Here is a 15,562-nt window from a genome sequence, read left to right on the forward strand (position 1 = left end):
TAAGGATTGATAGAACATGAACGAAACCTCTATTTCAGGGATGAAACGCACGCACATGTGCGGTGAACTGCGTCTGTCCGACGTGGGGCGGGAAGTGACGGTCAACGGCTGGGTCGACCGTGTGCGCGACAACGGCGGCGTGCTGTTTCTGCTCGTGCGCGACCGTGCGGGTATCGTGCAGTGTACGTTCGACAAGTCGGTCAACGCCGGCCTGTTCGATGTCGCTTTTACCTGCCGCACCGAGTTTGTGGTAGCTGTGCGCGGCAAGCTGGTTGCGCGCGACGAAGCGGCAATCAACAGGAAGATGCCGACCGGCGAGGTCGAGATCGTCGCGGAGGAGCTCCGCATCCTGTCCCGCGCGGAAACCACCCCGTTCGAGATCGACGACAGCAAGGAGGTCGGCGATCAGGTGCGGCTCAAGTACCGCTATCTCGATCTGCGCCGCCCCTCCATGCAGCGCAATATGATGCTGCGCCACCGCGTCACCCAGGTGGCTCGCAACTACTTTGACGAGCAGGGTTTCCTCGAGATCGAAACCCCGATGCTCACCAAGTCCACGCCCGAGGGTGCGCGCGACTATCTCGTACCCTCCCGCGTGCATCCGGGCAAGTTCTACGCCCTGCCGCAGTCCCCGCAGCAGTACAAGCAGCTTTTGATGCTCGCGGGCATGGACCGCTATATCCAGATCACCCGCTGCTTCCGCGACGAGGACCTGCGCGCCGACCGCCAGCCCGAGTTCACCCAGATCGACCTCGAGATGAGCTTTGTCGAGCAGGACGACGTGATCGCGGTCAATGAGGGCTTTCTCCAGCGCGTGTTCAAGGAAGTGCTGGACGTGGACATCCAGCTCCCGCTGCCGCGCCTGACTTGGCGCGAGGCCATGGACCGCTTCGGCTCAGACAAGCCGGACACCCGTTTCGGCTTTGAGATCCGCGATATTTCCGACATCGCGGCGAACTGCGGCTTCGGTGTGTTCAAGGGCGCGGTCGAGTCCGGCGGCACCGTGCGGCTGATCAACTTGGGCGGCTACGCGGACAAGTTCCCGCGCAAGGAGATCGACAAGCTGGCCGACTTCGTCAAGACCTACCGAGCCAAGGGCTTGGCGTGGATGAAGGTCGCGGCGGACGGCACCATGACCTCTTCCTTTGCCAAGTTCCTGACCGAGGACGAGATCGCGGCCATCAAGGAGCGCGCGGATATGCACGAAAACGACGTGCTGTTCGTTGTCGCAGACGCTTCCGAGGAGACCGCGCTGGTTTCGCTCGGCGCGTTGCGCTGCGAGCTGGCCAAGCGTCTCGGCCTTGCCAAAAAGGACGATTACAAGCTGCTGTGGGTCACTGAGTTCCCGCAGTTCGAGTACAGCGAGGAGGAGGACCGCCTGGTCGCCAAGCACCACCCGTTCACTGCGCCGATGGACGAGGATATCCCGCTGCTGGACACCGATCCGGCTAAGGTGCGCGCCAAGGCGTACGATATCATCCTCAACGGCTGTGAGCTGGGCGGAGGCTCGATCCGTATCCACGATCCCGCGCTGCAGACCAGGATGTTCGAGGCGCTCGGCTTCACCGAGGAGCGCGCGAAAGAGCAATTCGGCCATCTGATCACAGCGTTCTCCTACGGCGCGCCCCCGCACGGCGGCTTGGCCTACGGCCTGGACCGTCTGTGTATGCTGCTCGCGGGGCTGGACTCCATCCGCGACGTGATCGCTTTCCCCAAGGTGCAGAACGCGTCCGACCTGATGATGTCCTGTCCGGACGTGGTGGACGCAAAGCAGCTTGACGATCTTTCCATCGCGGTCACCCGCGAGGAGAAGGACGCGGAAGCGTAACGGGCCTTGGCCCGTAAAAGCCGTTGCGGCGGATGCTGCAGCGGCTTTCCTGTATCGCGGAAAAAGGAGAAAGCAAACGTGTGTCCCGAATGTAAAAAACGAGAAAAGATTGGGAAAATAATTGGTTATGTCGTGGATATCGCCTTGGCGGCGGCGGTATTTTATGCCGCAGTGTACCTGCTGCGCAAGGGCTCGATCCATTACCGGCCGGAGAGCCAGTGGCCGCTCGGCATCCTGACCGGCCTGCCGCTTGTGCTGCGGCCCCGAAAAAGAGCGACCGCGCCCGAGCTGCTGATACACGATGTACTGGTGCTGCTCTCCGCATCGTCGTTCGCCCTGCTGCTGACCGAGTATGTGGTCAAGGGCGGTATCCTGATCGGCAACGTACAGATCTGGCAGGGATATGTCTACCATGCGGCGATTTTCGGCATCGTCTATTGGATCGTCTGCAATATACGGCTCACGGTGTGCATCGGCATGGGCATCACGATGGTATATGCGCTGATCGACCATTATGTGACCGTGTTCCGCGGCACGCCGGTCCTGCTGAGCGATTTGTTCGCCGTCGGCACGGCCAAAAATGTAGCGGCGAGCTACTCGGTGCCGGTCGAGCTTTCGGTCCTGCAGACCGTGGCGATCGCGGCGTTGCTCTGTGCTGCGGTCTGGCGGGTGCGGCGTCCGGCGTCCGCGCCACGGCGCTGGCAGTTCGCGGCCTGCTCCCTGCTGATGGGATGCTGGCTCTATGGGCTGGGGCTTGCCGGAAACAGCTTCGGCTTCTGGCAGGGCAATCTGGAATACAGCGAGTGGTATTACTTCTGCCGCACGGCGGAGAATGCGGTTGTGAAAAAGCCCGCGGGCTATTCGGAGACGGTGCTGGAACAGGCGGCGCAGGCGTATGCCGGCCGGTCCGGAGCAGTGCAGCCCAATATTATCATGATTATGAATGAATCCTTTGCCGACCTCAAAAGCATCGGCGATTTTGAGACGAATGAGGATTATATGCCCTTTATTCACTCTCTGGCGGAAGCGGAGAATACGATCAGCGGCGACCTGCTGGTATCCACGTTCGGCGGCGGCACGGCGACGACCGAGTTCGAGGTGCTGACAGGGGATACCATGGCCTTCCTGCCGTTCGGCTGCTCGCCCTATCAAATGTATGTCAAGAGTGAAACGCCGGGGCTGGTATCCGGCCTGGAGGCGCAGGGCTACCAGACGGTTTCCCTCCACCCCTATCTGGCGACCTCCTGGAATCGCCAGCAGGTCTATGAGCGCTTGGGTTTTGACCGCCAGTTGTACGAAACGGATTTTTCGGACGATGCCGCGCGGCTGCGCGGTTATATCAGCGACAGTGCAGATTACCGGAAGATCATCGAGTTGTACGAGGCAAAGCCGGCGGGCGAGCCGCTGTTTGTGTTCAACGTCACGATGCAAAACCATGGGGGATATGGGCCGTCTGACGATCCGGCATTTGAGGAACGTATCCGTCTCACCGGCGCATATGAGGGGAAGTACCCGCAGGTGGATCAATACCTGTCGCTGGTGCGGTACAGCGATGAAGCGGTCGAGCAGTTGGTCGCATATTTTTCACAGGTGGACGAGCCGACGGCCATCATCTTTTTTGGGGACCACCAGCCGAATGTGACCAGCGCTTTCTACGACGATCTGTTCGGCAATACGGAGGCAGCTCGCACACGAGAGGAAAAGCAGGCCAAGCTGACCACGCCGTTCTTCATCTGGGCGAACTATGATATCGAGGAACGGGCAGGGGTGCAGATCAGCGCGAACTACCTGTCCGCCTATGCGCTGGACGCGCTGGGCTGCGCGGTGTCGGGCTATGACCAGCTGCGTCTCGCGGCGCGGGAGCAGGTGCCGTGCATCAACAACTACGGCTATTACCTGGCGGGCGGCGCGTGGCGCGATTCCTCGGGCGCGGCGGCGGAGCCGGCTCTGTCGCTCTATCAGCACGTGCAATACGCGCAGCTGTTTGACCCGAAAAGACGGATTGACGCCTGGTACGAGCCGCTGGCGTAGATTTTTGGGCGACAAGCCGCTAAGGGGGTTCCCGCCCCCACAGCTTTATGGTATAATAGCCGCAAAGCGACTATTATATATTTATTTCACATGATTATGCCACAGCGGCCCTTAGAGGCCGCTGTGGCATAATGGGATCATGACAGGAGGGGATTGACCATGAAAGAACTCTATAAAGGGCTTGCCCATGTGGCGGTCAATACGGCGGACATGGAGGAAAGCATCGCGTTTTACGAAAAGATCGGCGGCACGGTCACCGCGCGTTCGAGCGTGGGTGAAAAGCTGTTGGCGCTGGTCGAGTTCGGCGGTCTGGTGCTGGAGCTGATCCAGCCACCGGCAGGCGAGCTGGTACCTTCGGGTGTCGGCAGCATCCCGCATTTTGCCGTGTATGTGGATGATCTGGACAAGGTGGTGGCGGCGATCAAGGCCGCGGGTGTGTTTTCGTTCACCACGCCGGAAAAGCGCGTGCTGCCCGACACCTTCGGCGGCCTGCAGAACTGGTTTTTCACCGGACCGTCCGGCGAACAGATAGAATTGCTGCAAATGCTGTAAAGAGAAAAAGTCATGGCGGTTTTTCGCCATGACTTTTTTATACACTGATAGGGTATTTGCCGGTGAAGCAGCCGTCGCAGAAGCCGCAGGCGGCTTCCGGCGCGATCTGGTGCAGCGCGTCCAGGCTGAGAAAGCCCAAGCTGTCTGCACCGATCAGCGCGCGGATCTCCTCCACCGAGTACCGGCAGGCGATCAGGTTGTCCTTGTCTGGAATGTCCGTGCCGAAATAGCAGGGGGAGACAAACGGCGGAGCGGAGGAGCGCATATGCACTTCAGCCGCGCCCGCCTCCCGCAGCAGGGATACAATCTGCCGCGAGGTCGTGCCGCGCACGATCGAGTCGTCGATCATGACTACGCGCCTGCCCTGCACGCAGCTCCGTAGCGCGCCGAGCTTGATGCGTACCGCCTGCTCGCGGCTCTGCTGGCCGGGGGTGATAAACGTGCGGCCCACATAGCGGTTTTTGACCAGGCCCGTGCCGTAAGGGATGCCGGACTCCTCAGCGTAGCCCATCGCGGCGTCCAGACCGGAATCCGGTACGCCGATCACAACGTCGGCCGCGACCGGATATTCCCGCGCGAGGAACCTGCCGGCGTTGCGGCGCGCCTCGTGGACGGACTGACCGCAGATCACCGAGTCCGGACGGGCAAAATAGATATATTCAAAAATGCACATGTGGCTGGAAGCGTTTTCACAGTTTTCACGGATGGAGCGCACCCCGCCGTTTGCCACAACCACGATCTCGCCCGGGTCGAGCTCACGCTCAAACGCTGCACCCACCGCGCTCAGCGCGCAGGTTTCCGAGGCAAAAACCACAGCGTCCCCGCGCCGTCCCATGCAGAGCGGGCGGAAGCCCCAGGGATCGCGCGCGGCGATCAGCTTCTGCGGCGACATGACAATCAGGGAATACGCGCCGCGCAGGTCGCGGAGCGCCTGGCAGACCGCTTCCTCGACCGAGCGGCAGCGCAGCCGCTCCTGCGCGATGGCGTAGGCGATCAGCTCGGAATCCGTGGTGGTCTGGAAGATGGCGCCGCGGTATTCAAAGGCAGTGCGCAGCTCGGCCGTACCCGCGAGGTTGCCGTTATGCGCCACCGCAAGCGTTCCTTTCACATATTTGATGGTCAGCGGCTGCGCGTTTTCGCGGCGCGTACCGCCGGTGGTGGAATAGCGGACATGGCCGACCGCCATGGTGCCGCCGAGCCGGTCGAGCGCATCCGCGCTGAATACCTCGCCGACCAGGCCGATGTCCTTGTGGAATGAAAGTTCGCGGTCGTTTATCGTCGCGATGCCGCAGGCCTCCTGGCCGCGATGCTGCAAGGCGTACAGGCCGTAGTATGTCGTGCGGGCGCAGTCGCCGTGCGGGTCGTAGACGCCGAACACGCCGCATTCTTCATGGATTGACACGAAAAAACTCCTCCGATTCGCTTGAGATAGCCAGCACGGGCGCAAAAAGCCGCTTAGAACTGGCTCAGACCGAGGATCTCCTCCGCGACTTGCCGCTTGCTTTTGCGACCGTTCATGGCCTGCTGTTCGATATAGGCATGCGCCTCTGGCTCGGTCATGCCGCGCAGCTCGATCAGAATACATTTTGCGCGGTCTACCAGGCGGATATCCTGGATGCGGCTCTGCAGGCGCTGGTTTTCTTTCTGCAGCCCGTCCAGACGCGCATGCACGGCGCGGACCATGCGCAGCGCCTGGAAAAACAGAGGCCGGCTGAGCGGCTTGGGCAGGACGAACACGCCGTCCGCCTCCACCAACTCGGAAACGGCGTCTGCCTGCTCGGATTTGACGAGCAGAAGCACACCGGCGGCTGTTTCGTGCGCGGCGGCTTGCGCCAACTCATGGCCGAACTCGTCGGGCAGGGGCGTGTTGATGAGAACAATGTCGAATATCCCGTCCAGCAGGGCGCGCCTTGCCTCCGCGCCTGAAGCGGTGGGAATGGTCTGCGCCTGCATGCCGCAGGAGGCCAGGAACTGCGCGAGCGTGGCCTGGGACTTCTGCGTGGAGGATATGAGAAGAATGCGCTCCAAGGCGGGCCTCCCCCTTTCCGTCAAATTGTACGGGCGGCAAGCGCCCTGTGGTCAATAGCGCGCGAAATACATCTCATGCTCGGCGGCGGGGCGGTTGCGGGCGGCGGCGATGCGGTCGTGCTCAACCTGCTTTGCGCTGAAAAAGCCCTCCAGCGTGCGCGCCGTCAGATGCGCGTCGATAAAGCGGCTCTGCTGTGCCAGCCGGATCGCCTCGCACAGCGAAGCGGGTACCGCATCATAGCGGGACACGACCTCGGCCGGCGCGGTGAACAGGTTGACGTCGCAGGCGGGACCCAGCGGTAGCTTCTGCTCGACCCCGTCCAGACCGGCGTGGATGAGCAGCGCAAACACGATATACGGGTTGATGCAGCCGTCGAGCGCGCGGATCTTCATCCGGTTGGGGGCGTCGCCGTGCGCCAGTGGGATGCTGATGAGCGGACAGCGGTTCTGGTGCGACCAGGTGATATACTTGGGCGCTTCAAACTCGCCCAGACGGGCGTAGGAATTGGTCAGTGGGTTGCCGAAAACAGTCAACTCCGCGCTGTGGCGCAGGATGCCCGCCACAAAGCTGCGCCCCTCGTCCGCCTGATCGAACCGCGGATGGAACAGGTTGTGACCATCCTTGCAGACCGTTATGCTCAGGTGCAGGCCGTTGCCCGGCGCGTCGGGCAGCGGCTTGGGCAGGAAGGAGGCGAACAGGCCGCTGGACGCGGCCATGGATTTGACCACCCATTTGAAGGTGACAAAATTGTCCGCCGCCTCGAGCGCGTCCGCGTAGCGGAAGTCGATTTCGTGCTGGCCCGGCCCCTGCTCATGGTGCGAGGACTCGGGCTGAATGCCCATTTCCTCGAGCGTCAGGCAGATCTGGCGGCGCACGTTTTCGCCTTTGTCGAGCGGCGCGACATCAAAATACTCCCCGTGGTCATGCGGGAGCGAGGTCGGGGCGCCGGTCTCGTCCAGCTCGAACAGGTAAAACTCGCTCGCGGTACCCATGGTGACCGAATAACCAGCGCGCCGCGCGCGCTGGCAGGCAGCGCGCAGGATGTTCCGCCCGTCCCCCTCGAACGGACGGCCGTCCGGATACTTAATATCGCAGTAGAAACGCACGACGCGGCCCTGCGACGGGCGCCACGGCAGGATGGACAGCGTGGATGGGTCGGGGAAGAGCAACAGGTCGCTGTCCTCCACGTTGAGGAATCCTCGCAGCGCGGAGGCGTTGAAGTGGATGCCGTGCGCAAAGGCGCGCGGCAGCTCGGACGGCATGATAGCGATATTTTTCTGGTTTCCGAAAATATCGCAAAAGGCGAGCCGGATGAATTTGACATCATTTTCTGCAATAAATTGTACGACTTCGCTGACGGTGGTATCCATAAAGCCGCGCTCCTCTCTGAAAATCACAATATCCCGCTTCGGTCGTTCAGCTTTCATATGTGTAAAGCTGATGGTAGCCCGCTTCCGGATTGGGCGAAAGTACATAATATTTCTGCGCCTTGAGCGCGGCGGCGTCGCCGCCGAACAGCCGGCAGAAATCATCGATATAAGGGGCGAAGGACGCAGCCTCCTCCGGAGAAGCCTCGTTGACCAGCACCTGCCGGGGCAGGCCTGCGGGCGCCTGATCACATCTTAGCACAATTTTGCCGCCGTGCATACCGGTGCCGCAGAAATTGCCGGCAGGGAACGCGCCGTCCTGCCCGATGCCGAGTACCAGGATGAGGCCGCCCGCCTGGTATTCGCCCAGAAACGAGCCGGCCCGGCCGCCGATGACGACCACTGGGAAGTGGTCCTGGTAGGCCTTCATATGGATGCCGCCGCGGTAACCGCAGTCGCCCTGGATAAAGATGCGCCCGCCGCGCATGCCGTAGCCGCAGACATCGCCCGCGCTGCCGTGGATAATGATGTCGCCGTCGTTCATGGTGTCGCCGACCGCCTCCTGCGCGTTGCCAAACACCTCGATGGTCGAGCCGTTGAGGTACTGGCCGAGACCGTTGCCCGGCGTGCCGTGGATGGTCAGGGTCTTGCCGGACGAGCCGCAGCCCAGATAGCGCTGCCCGACCGCGTTCTCAATGGTGATTTCGGTATCGTCAATCTGACGGAGCTGCTCATTGAGTTCTTTATAATAGGTAAGGTTTGCATGTGCTGTGGTCATCCGTGTGCGCCTCCTAACTGTTTCGCGCGCTCAGCGCGGGAGAATGCCATCAGCTGCGGCTTCTCGCGGATTAAATCAAAGTCAATGCTGTCAAGCGGGGTCTGCTCGCGGATGAGCGAGGTGTAGATGCCCGCGCGGTCCACATCCCCGATGAGGATAAATCCGACCAGACGGTTGTCGCGTGTGACGAGCAGCTTGTAGTGCTCCCCGTCCTGCTCCAGGTAGGTTTCGCCGTCGTACGAGCCTGCGGTTATCATATGTAGCCCGAGGAAACCCGATGCATTCATCGGGATGGCCTTGTCAAAGCAGGCGCTGCCGCCCGCCATGGCCTTGCCCGCGGTCTCGCCCTGCATGTAGGCGTTGGGCAGGATGGCGAGGATGCGGTCGGTTTCGGCCGCGATGTCGTGCGAGACCGTGCAGTCGCCCGCAGCGTAGATGTCGGACACGGTCGTGGCCGAATGCTCGTCGATTAAGATCCCTCGTTCGACCGCGCAGCCCGTATCGGCGGCCAGCTCGATGTTCGGCCGTACGCCGACCGCGACCACCAGGACGTCAAAGTCAACCGTCCCGCCGCTCTTGAGATAGGCGGTGTGCGGCTCGAACCGCGCGACCGAATCGCCCAGCAGGAAGCGCACGCCTTTGCCCTCCAGGTGCTTCTGGATGATGGCGGCCGGCGCTTCGGTGAGTACGTTGGGCAGGATGCGCGGGGCCAGGTCGATGACGGTCAGCTCGGATACGCGCTGCTGGATGCCCTCGGCGCATTTCAGACCGATAAGGCCCGCGCCCACGATGAGTACGCGCCTATCGTTCCCCGCGCCCAGCAGAGCGTCCAATCGCTTGGCGTCGTCCAGTGTCATAAAGCTGGTTTTGTTTTCCACCGCATCCAGCCCCTCCATGGGCGGTACGAACGGCCGCGAGCCGGTACACAGGCACAGCTTGTCATAGGGAACGGCCGCGCCGTCCTCGAGCACGACGGTTTTCGCGGCCGCGTCCACCTTGGCCGCGCGGCGGCCGAGTAGGGTGGTCACACCGTTTTTCTCGTAAAAATCCGCGGGACGGTACCGCAGCATTTTCTCCTCCGTGGTCTTGCCGAGCAGCAGGTAGGAGATGAGCGGCCGGCCGTATACCGGATACGGCTCGTCCGAAATGACCGTGATGGGGCTGGTTTGATCGACCGCGCGGATGCCCTCGATCGTGCCGACTGCGGCGGTGCCGCCTCCGATGATGACATAGTTCATAGCGTTCACCTCTCCTCGTATACGATGGCCTTGTTCGGGCAGCCCTGCACGCACATCGGCTGGCCGAACGCGTTTTTGGCGCACAGCTCGCATTTCTGCACCGCGCCCTCATTCGAAGTGGACAGCGCGCCATAGGGGCAGGACAGGATGCAGGTGTAGCAACCAACGCACTTGTCCGAGTCGATCTGCACGGCCCCATCCACGATGGACAGCGCGCCCGAAATGCAGCCCTTGACGCATAGCGGGTCGGTGCAGTGGCGGCAGCTGACCGCAAAGGAGATGTTATCGCGCTCCTCGATGCGGATTCGGGGCGCGATCTTGTGGTCCTTGAGCGCCTTGACCATCGAGGACTTGCCCGAGTTGGCGAACGCGCAGTAATATTCGCATAAATGGCACCCCAGGCACCATTTTTCATTGACATAGACTCGTTTCATGCAGTTTCCCTCCTCATTCGCCCGCGTGCTTGATGCCGAGGATGCTCAGCTCGCGGTCGCTCAGGCCGATGCCGCGCAGCATCAGGCGGTTGCCGCGCAGGGCCTCGATCGAGTTGATGCCCATGCCGCCCATCATTTCCTTGAGTTCATGATCCCAGGCAGTAACTAGGTTGACCAGCCGCTGTGAGCCTATGTCCGGATTCAGGCGCTTGACCAGCTCGGGGCGCTGGGTCGCGATGCCCCAGTTGCACTTGCCGGTCTGGCAGGTGCGGCACAGATGGCAACCGAGCGCAAGCAGCGCGCTGGTCGCGATGTAGCACGCGTCCGCGCCGAGCGCGATGGCTTTCAAAAGGTCGGCCGCGTTGCGGATGGAGCCGCCGACCACGACCGAAATTTGGTCGCGGATGCCCTCGTCGCGCAGGCGCTGGTCGACCGCCGCAAGCGCGAGCTCAATCGGGATGCCGACGTTGTCGCGGATGCGAGTCGGGGCCGCGCCCGTGCCGCCACGGTAGCCGTCGATGCAAATGATGTCCGCGCCCGAGCGCGCCACGCCCGAGGCGATGGCCGCCACGTTATGCACGGCCGCAATCTTGACCAGCACCGGCTTTTTGTACGCGGTTGCTTCCTTGAGCGAAAAGACGAGCTGGCGCAGGTCCTCGATGGAGTAGATGTCGTGGTGCGGGGCAGGCGAAATGGCGTCCGTACCCTCTGGGATCATGCGGGTGCGCGAGATATCCGGACCGACCTTGTGGCCGGGCAGGTGGCCGCCGATACCGGGCTTTGCGCCTTGGCCCATTTTGATTTCAATGGCCGCGCCCGCCTCCAGATAGTCTTTATGTACGCCGAAGCGGCCGGACGCAACCTGCACGATGGTGTGCGGGCCGTATTGATAGAAGTCCTGATGCAGGCCGCCCTCGCCGGTGTTATAGTAGGTGCCGAGCGCGCAGGCCGCGCGGGCGAGCGACTCGTGCGCGTTGTAGGAAATCGAGCCGTAGCTCATGGCCGAGAACATGACCGGCACGCGCAGCTCGAGCTGGGGAGACAGGTTGGGTACTAGGTTGCCGTCCGCGTCGCGCTCGATTTTGCCAGGCTTTTTGCCGAGAAAGGTTCGCGTTTCCATGGGCTCGCGCAGCGGATCGATGGAGGGATTGGTGACCTGGGAGGCGTTGATGAGGATCTTATCCCAGTAGATAGGGTACGGTTCCGGATTGCCCATGGAGGAGAGCAGCACGCCGCCCGTGCCAGCTTGACGGTAGACCTCGGAGATGGCCTTGCCCGTCCAGTTCGCATTTTCTTTAAAGGTATGGTCGGTCTTGACAATCTTCAGCGCGCGCGTCGGGCAGAGGGAAACGCAGCGGTGGCAGGCGACGCACTTGGACTCGTCGGCCTGCATCTTTTGAAACTCGGGGTCGTAAAAATGTACCTCGTTGGCGCACTGCCGCTCGCACGCGCGACAGGCGATGCAGCGGTCGTAATTGCGCACGACCTCATACTGCGGATACAAAAAGTCGATAGCCATTATTGCTTTCCTCCATCATGCAGATTGACGATCACTGGCTCGCCGCCACGCGGCGCCCAGATACGGTCGAGCGTGGGCTCGATGGCGCGGATGGCGCATTCCTCGGACGCGATGTACACCGTGTCGCCCTTTTCGCCCACGACCATCGAACGCAGCTTGAGCCGGTCGTTGAGAGCCATCAGGCCGCCCGTGTAGCCGACCAGGATGGAAAACGGACCTGTCACCAGCAGGGAGGCGAAGGCGTTGCGCAGGTAGGTCAGGCGCTCGCACTCGGTCGGCGCCTGCTTTTCAATGGTGGACCAGAAAGGCGCGGCGATGACGTTGGCAATCTCGCGGTAGGTCAGGCCGAGCTTGCGACCCAGGTAGTCGACGATATAGGTGATGACCTCGGTGTCGGTCAGCAGGTCGCATGAGTAGCCGAACATCTCGATAAAGCGGCGGTTGGCGTCGTACGAGGAGATTTCGCCGTTGTGGACGACGGTCGTGGACAGCAGGGCAAAGGGATGCGCGCCGCCCCACCAGCCGGGGGTGTTGGTCGGATAGCGACCGTGGCAGGTCCAGGAGTAAGCCTCGTAATTCTCCAGCATATAGTATTCGCCGACGTCCTCCGGAAAACCGCTGGCCTTGAACACGCCCATGTTTTTGCCCGAGGAGAAAATATACGCGCCGTCCAGTGTGTGATTGATGCGGATGACGAAGCGGGAGGTGAATTCGCGTTCATCAAGCTGGCTGGAGGTGAGCTTGGTGTGCAGCGGGGTGACGAAGTAGCGCCAGATCATGGGTTCGTCCGTGATGCGCGGGTGGCGGCGCGTGGGGATTTTGGACAGGTCGACGATGTCGAAATGGTGTTCGATTTCCTTTTCGCAGGCGGCCTTGGCCTCCGGCGTGTCATAAAATACATGGAACGCATAGTAGTCGGCGTACTCCGGGTAAATGCCGTAGCCCGCGAAGCCGCCGCCCAGCCCGTTCGAGCGGTCATGCATGGGGCGGATGGAGGCGATGATGCGCTCCCCGGTTTCCCGTGTCCCGTCCTTGTGGAAGATACCGGAGATCGCGCAGCCGGCCGGGATGCGGACCTGACCTTCTTTTTGCAGCATTGGTGTTTCCTCCTTATGTTGCCCGGCGTGCCGGGTTCGCTTTCCAGAAAAGGATAAAAAGAAAAGCGCCCGCCGCAAACGAGCAGAATGCTCCTTTGCAGCGGACGCCGTTGTCCGTTCTTTTATTGTAGAACAGGCGCGCACAAACGTCAAGCGGGTTTAAAAGAAAATGCGGATTTTTTGCGCTTTGCCCAGAACGGGAGGGGATGGGACGGGATTAAACCGGCAGATTGCAACAAAAAAGGTGAGCGAGTAAAAAATCCGGCCAAAGGGGGTTGACAAACTGCGGCGGGGCGCGTATACTGCGCTTGTAAGCAGCAAAGGCGCTGTGGGAATGACACCCACGGCGCTTTTTTGTTGCCATTTGACAGACGGTAAGGAGCGAATCGATATGAATACGGCGAAAAATGTACCGGAGCTGTTCGGCAGCATGGTCTTTAACGAGACTGTGATGCGGGAGCGTCTTCCCAAGGACGTATACAAAAAGCTGAAGCAGACCATGCGCGAGGGTACGGCGATCGACGCCGAGGTCGCGCCGGTCGTGGCGACCGCGATGAAGGACTGGGCACTCTCAAAGGGCGCAACGCATTATACGCACTGGTTCCAGCCGTTGACCGGCATCACGGCTGAGAAGCACGACTCGTTCATTTCCCCGACGGACGACGGTGGGGTCGTGATGGAGTTTTCCGGCAAGGAGCTGATCCGCGGCGAGCCGGACGCGTCCTCGTTCCCCTCCGGCGGCTTGCGCGCGACCTTCGAGGCGCGTGGCTACACGGCCTGGGACCCGACCAGCTACGCTTTCGTTAAGGACGGCACCCTGTACATCCCCACCGCGTTCTGCTCCTATACGGGCGAAATTCTGGACAAAAAGACCCCGCTGCTGCGCTCGATGGACGCGCTCAGCACGCAGGCGTGCCGCGTGCTCAAGCTGTTCGGCAAGGACGTCAAGCGCGTGACGACCACGGTTGGGCCGGAACAGGAATACTTCCTGATCGACAAGGCGGACTATGCCAAGCGCAAAGACCTGATCTTCACCGGCCGCACGCTGTTCGGCGCCATGCCGCCCAAGGGGCAGGAGATGGAGGATCACTACTTCGGTTCCATCCGTCCGCGTGTGGCGGCGTTTATGCAGGAGCTGGACGAGGAGCTGTGGAAGCTCGGTATTTTTGCCAAGACTAAGCACAACGAGGTCGCCCCCTGCCAGCATGAGATGGCGCCGGTGTTCACCACGACCAACATCGCCACCGACCACAACCAGCTCACCATGGAGGTCATGCGGCGTGTGGCGGAAAGGCACGGCTTCGTCTGCCTGCTCAACGAAAAGCCGTTCGAGGGCGTCAACGGGTCGGGCAAGCACAATAACTGGTCGATCTCGACCGACACGGGCGAGAATCTGCTCGAGCCTGGCAAGGCGCCGAGCGGCAACCTGCAGTTTTTGCTCTTCCTGACTGCGGTTATCAAGGCCGTGGACGAATATCAGGACCTGCTGCGCATCTCGGTCGCCTCCGCGGGCAACGATCACCGCCTGGGTGCGAACGAGGCCCCGCCGGCGATCATCTCCATGTTCATCGGCGACGAACTGCAGGCAATCTTGGATGCAGTCGAGGCAGGGCGGGATTACACGGATGTGGCCAAGACCAAGATGGATCTCGGCGTGTCCGCGCTGCCGGACATCCAGAAAGACACCACCGATCGCAACCGCACCTCGCCTTTTGCTTTTACCGGAAACAAGTTCGAGTTCCGCATGCTGGGCTCCTCGCTCAACATCGCCTGCCCGAACATCATGCTCAACACTGCGGTCGCGGAGGAGTTGCGCCAGTTCGCGGATGAGCTGGACGGCGCGACGGACTTCCAGGCGGCGCTCACCGCGCTGCTGCGGCGTGAGATCAAGGCGCACAAGCGCATCATTTTCAACGGCAACGGCTACGACGAAAGCTGGGTCGCGGAAGCGGAAAAGCGCGGCCTGCTCAACCTCAAGTCCACGGACGCGGCGCTGCCGCACTACACGGATGAAAAGAACATCCGTCTGTTTGAGACGCACGGCGTGTATACCAAGCTGGAAATGGAGTCCCGCGAGGAGGCCGTGATTGAGGAGTATTACAAGACCCTGCACATCGAGGCGCTCACCATGCGCGACATGGCGCGCCGCGAGATCCTGCCCGCCTGCCTGTCGTTCGAGCGCGCGGTGGCGGACGGCGCGCTGGCCAAGAAGCAGCTCGGCCTTGCGGGCGGCGCGGAAACCCGCCTGCTGACGCAGGTATCCGCCCTGAACGATGCGCTGGAGTGCGCGGTATCCACGCTGGAGGAAGCCGTGGAGGCTGTGCCGAAAGCGGACGCGGAAACGCTCGCGCATTATTACCACGATGAGGTACTCCCGTGCATGGACGCCGTACGCAAGCCGTCCGACGCGCTGGAACGGATGGTGGGCAAGGAGTACTGGCCGTTCCCGACCTACGCGGATATCCTGTTTTATACCTGAACGGACAGGGGACCTGAAAAGTCTCCCTGTATACGAAACCAGGTTCCGGAGAAGTCTGGTTTCGATACTCGAATGACGCGGCCCGACAGCCTTGGGGCAAAGGGCGCGGCAAAGCAATTTTCGTGTGTAAAAAATTATCATACACAACGGCGTGTATTTCCGGCCTTGGGACCGGAGATACACGCCAAATTTTTTTAGGAGGGATTTTCT

Annotated in this window: 12 protein-coding genes; 4 read left to right on the forward strand and 8 right to left on the reverse strand. The window is 61.5% G+C overall.

Annotated features, from left to right (window positions below):
- Nucleotides 1-16 precede the first annotated feature (16 nt).
- The 3 genes from aspS (at nt 17) to OCV66_RS06195 (ending at nt 4,411) form a co-directional block, all read left to right on the forward strand.
- Entirely contained in the window at nt 17-1,828 is a 1,812-nt protein-coding gene (gene aspS, locus OCV66_RS06185; protein ID WP_054326844.1) for an aspartate--tRNA ligase, read from the forward strand.
- Between the two features lie 78 nt (nt 1,829-1,906).
- Nucleotides 1,907-3,859: an LTA synthase family protein gene (locus OCV66_RS06190; RefSeq protein WP_147573961.1), complete on the forward strand. Its 1,953-nt coding sequence runs from the start codon at nt 1,907-1,909 to the stop codon at nt 3,857-3,859.
- A 159-nt stretch (nt 3,860-4,018) separates the two neighbouring features.
- Nucleotides 4,019-4,411, forward strand: coding sequence for a VOC family protein (locus OCV66_RS06195; protein ID WP_054326847.1), 393 nt, complete (start codon nt 4,019-4,021; stop codon nt 4,409-4,411).
- Between the two features lie 37 nt (nt 4,412-4,448).
- Here the strand turns inward: OCV66_RS06195 and purF are convergent, their stop codons facing one another.
- From purF to OCV66_RS06235, 8 genes are read right to left on the reverse strand one after another with little or no spacing between them, the layout of a single operon-like run.
- A complete protein-coding gene (gene purF, locus OCV66_RS06200; protein WP_147573962.1) occupies nt 4,449-5,813 on the reverse strand; it encodes an amidophosphoribosyltransferase in 1,365 nt (454 codons plus the stop codon).
- A gap of 53 nt (nt 5,814-5,866) precedes the next feature.
- Nucleotides 5,867-6,439 (reverse strand): ANTAR domain-containing response regulator, encoded by a 573-nt coding sequence (locus tag OCV66_RS06205; protein WP_054326848.1) that lies wholly within the window; start codon nt 6,437-6,439, stop codon nt 5,867-5,869.
- A gap of 51 nt (nt 6,440-6,490) precedes the next feature.
- On the reverse strand, nt 6,491-7,810 hold the full coding sequence (locus OCV66_RS06210; protein ID WP_147573963.1) for a glutamine synthetase family protein: 1,320 nt from the start codon (nt 7,808-7,810) through the stop codon (nt 6,491-6,493).
- Nucleotides 7,811-7,856: 46 nt separating this feature from the next.
- Nucleotides 7,857-8,585, reverse strand: coding sequence for a GltB/FmdC/FwdC-like GXGXG domain-containing protein (locus OCV66_RS06215; protein WP_054326849.1), 729 nt, complete (start codon nt 8,583-8,585; stop codon nt 7,857-7,859).
- Complete coding sequence (locus OCV66_RS06220) at nt 8,582-9,823, reverse strand: NAD(P)/FAD-dependent oxidoreductase (RefSeq protein ID WP_054326850.1); 1,242 nt, start codon at nt 9,821-9,823, stop codon at nt 8,582-8,584. Before OCV66_RS06220 ends, OCV66_RS06215 begins: the two co-directional genes overlap by 4 nt.
- A 5-nt stretch (nt 9,824-9,828) precedes the next feature.
- Complete coding sequence (locus OCV66_RS06225; RefSeq protein ID WP_107630857.1) at nt 9,829-10,257, reverse strand: 4Fe-4S dicluster domain-containing protein; 429 nt, start codon at nt 10,255-10,257, stop codon at nt 9,829-9,831.
- Nucleotides 10,258-10,270: 13 nt separating this feature from the next.
- Nucleotides 10,271-11,776, reverse strand: coding sequence for a glutamate synthase-related protein (locus tag OCV66_RS06230; protein WP_107630856.1), 1,506 nt, complete (start codon nt 11,774-11,776; stop codon nt 10,271-10,273).
- Nucleotides 11,776-12,873, reverse strand: coding sequence for a class II glutamine amidotransferase (locus OCV66_RS06235; RefSeq protein ID WP_107630855.1), 1,098 nt, complete (start codon nt 12,871-12,873; stop codon nt 11,776-11,778). Before OCV66_RS06235 ends, OCV66_RS06230 begins: the two co-directional genes overlap by 1 nt.
- A gap of 391 nt (nt 12,874-13,264) precedes the next feature.
- On the opposite strand from OCV66_RS06235, the gene OCV66_RS06240 reads away from it, so the two are divergent.
- The gene (locus OCV66_RS06240; RefSeq protein ID WP_107630854.1) at nt 13,265-15,352 is read left to right on the forward strand and encodes a glutamine synthetase III family protein; all 2,088 of its coding nucleotides are present in this window, start codon (nt 13,265-13,267) and stop codon (nt 15,350-15,352) included.
- Nucleotides 15,353-15,562 lie beyond the last annotated feature (210 nt).

Origin of the sequence: Agathobaculum ammoniilyticum, from assembly GCF_025567315.1 — a bacterium.
In the GTDB taxonomy this organism is placed as follows: domain Bacteria; phylum Bacillota; class Clostridia; order Oscillospirales; family Butyricicoccaceae; genus Agathobaculum; species Agathobaculum ammoniilyticum.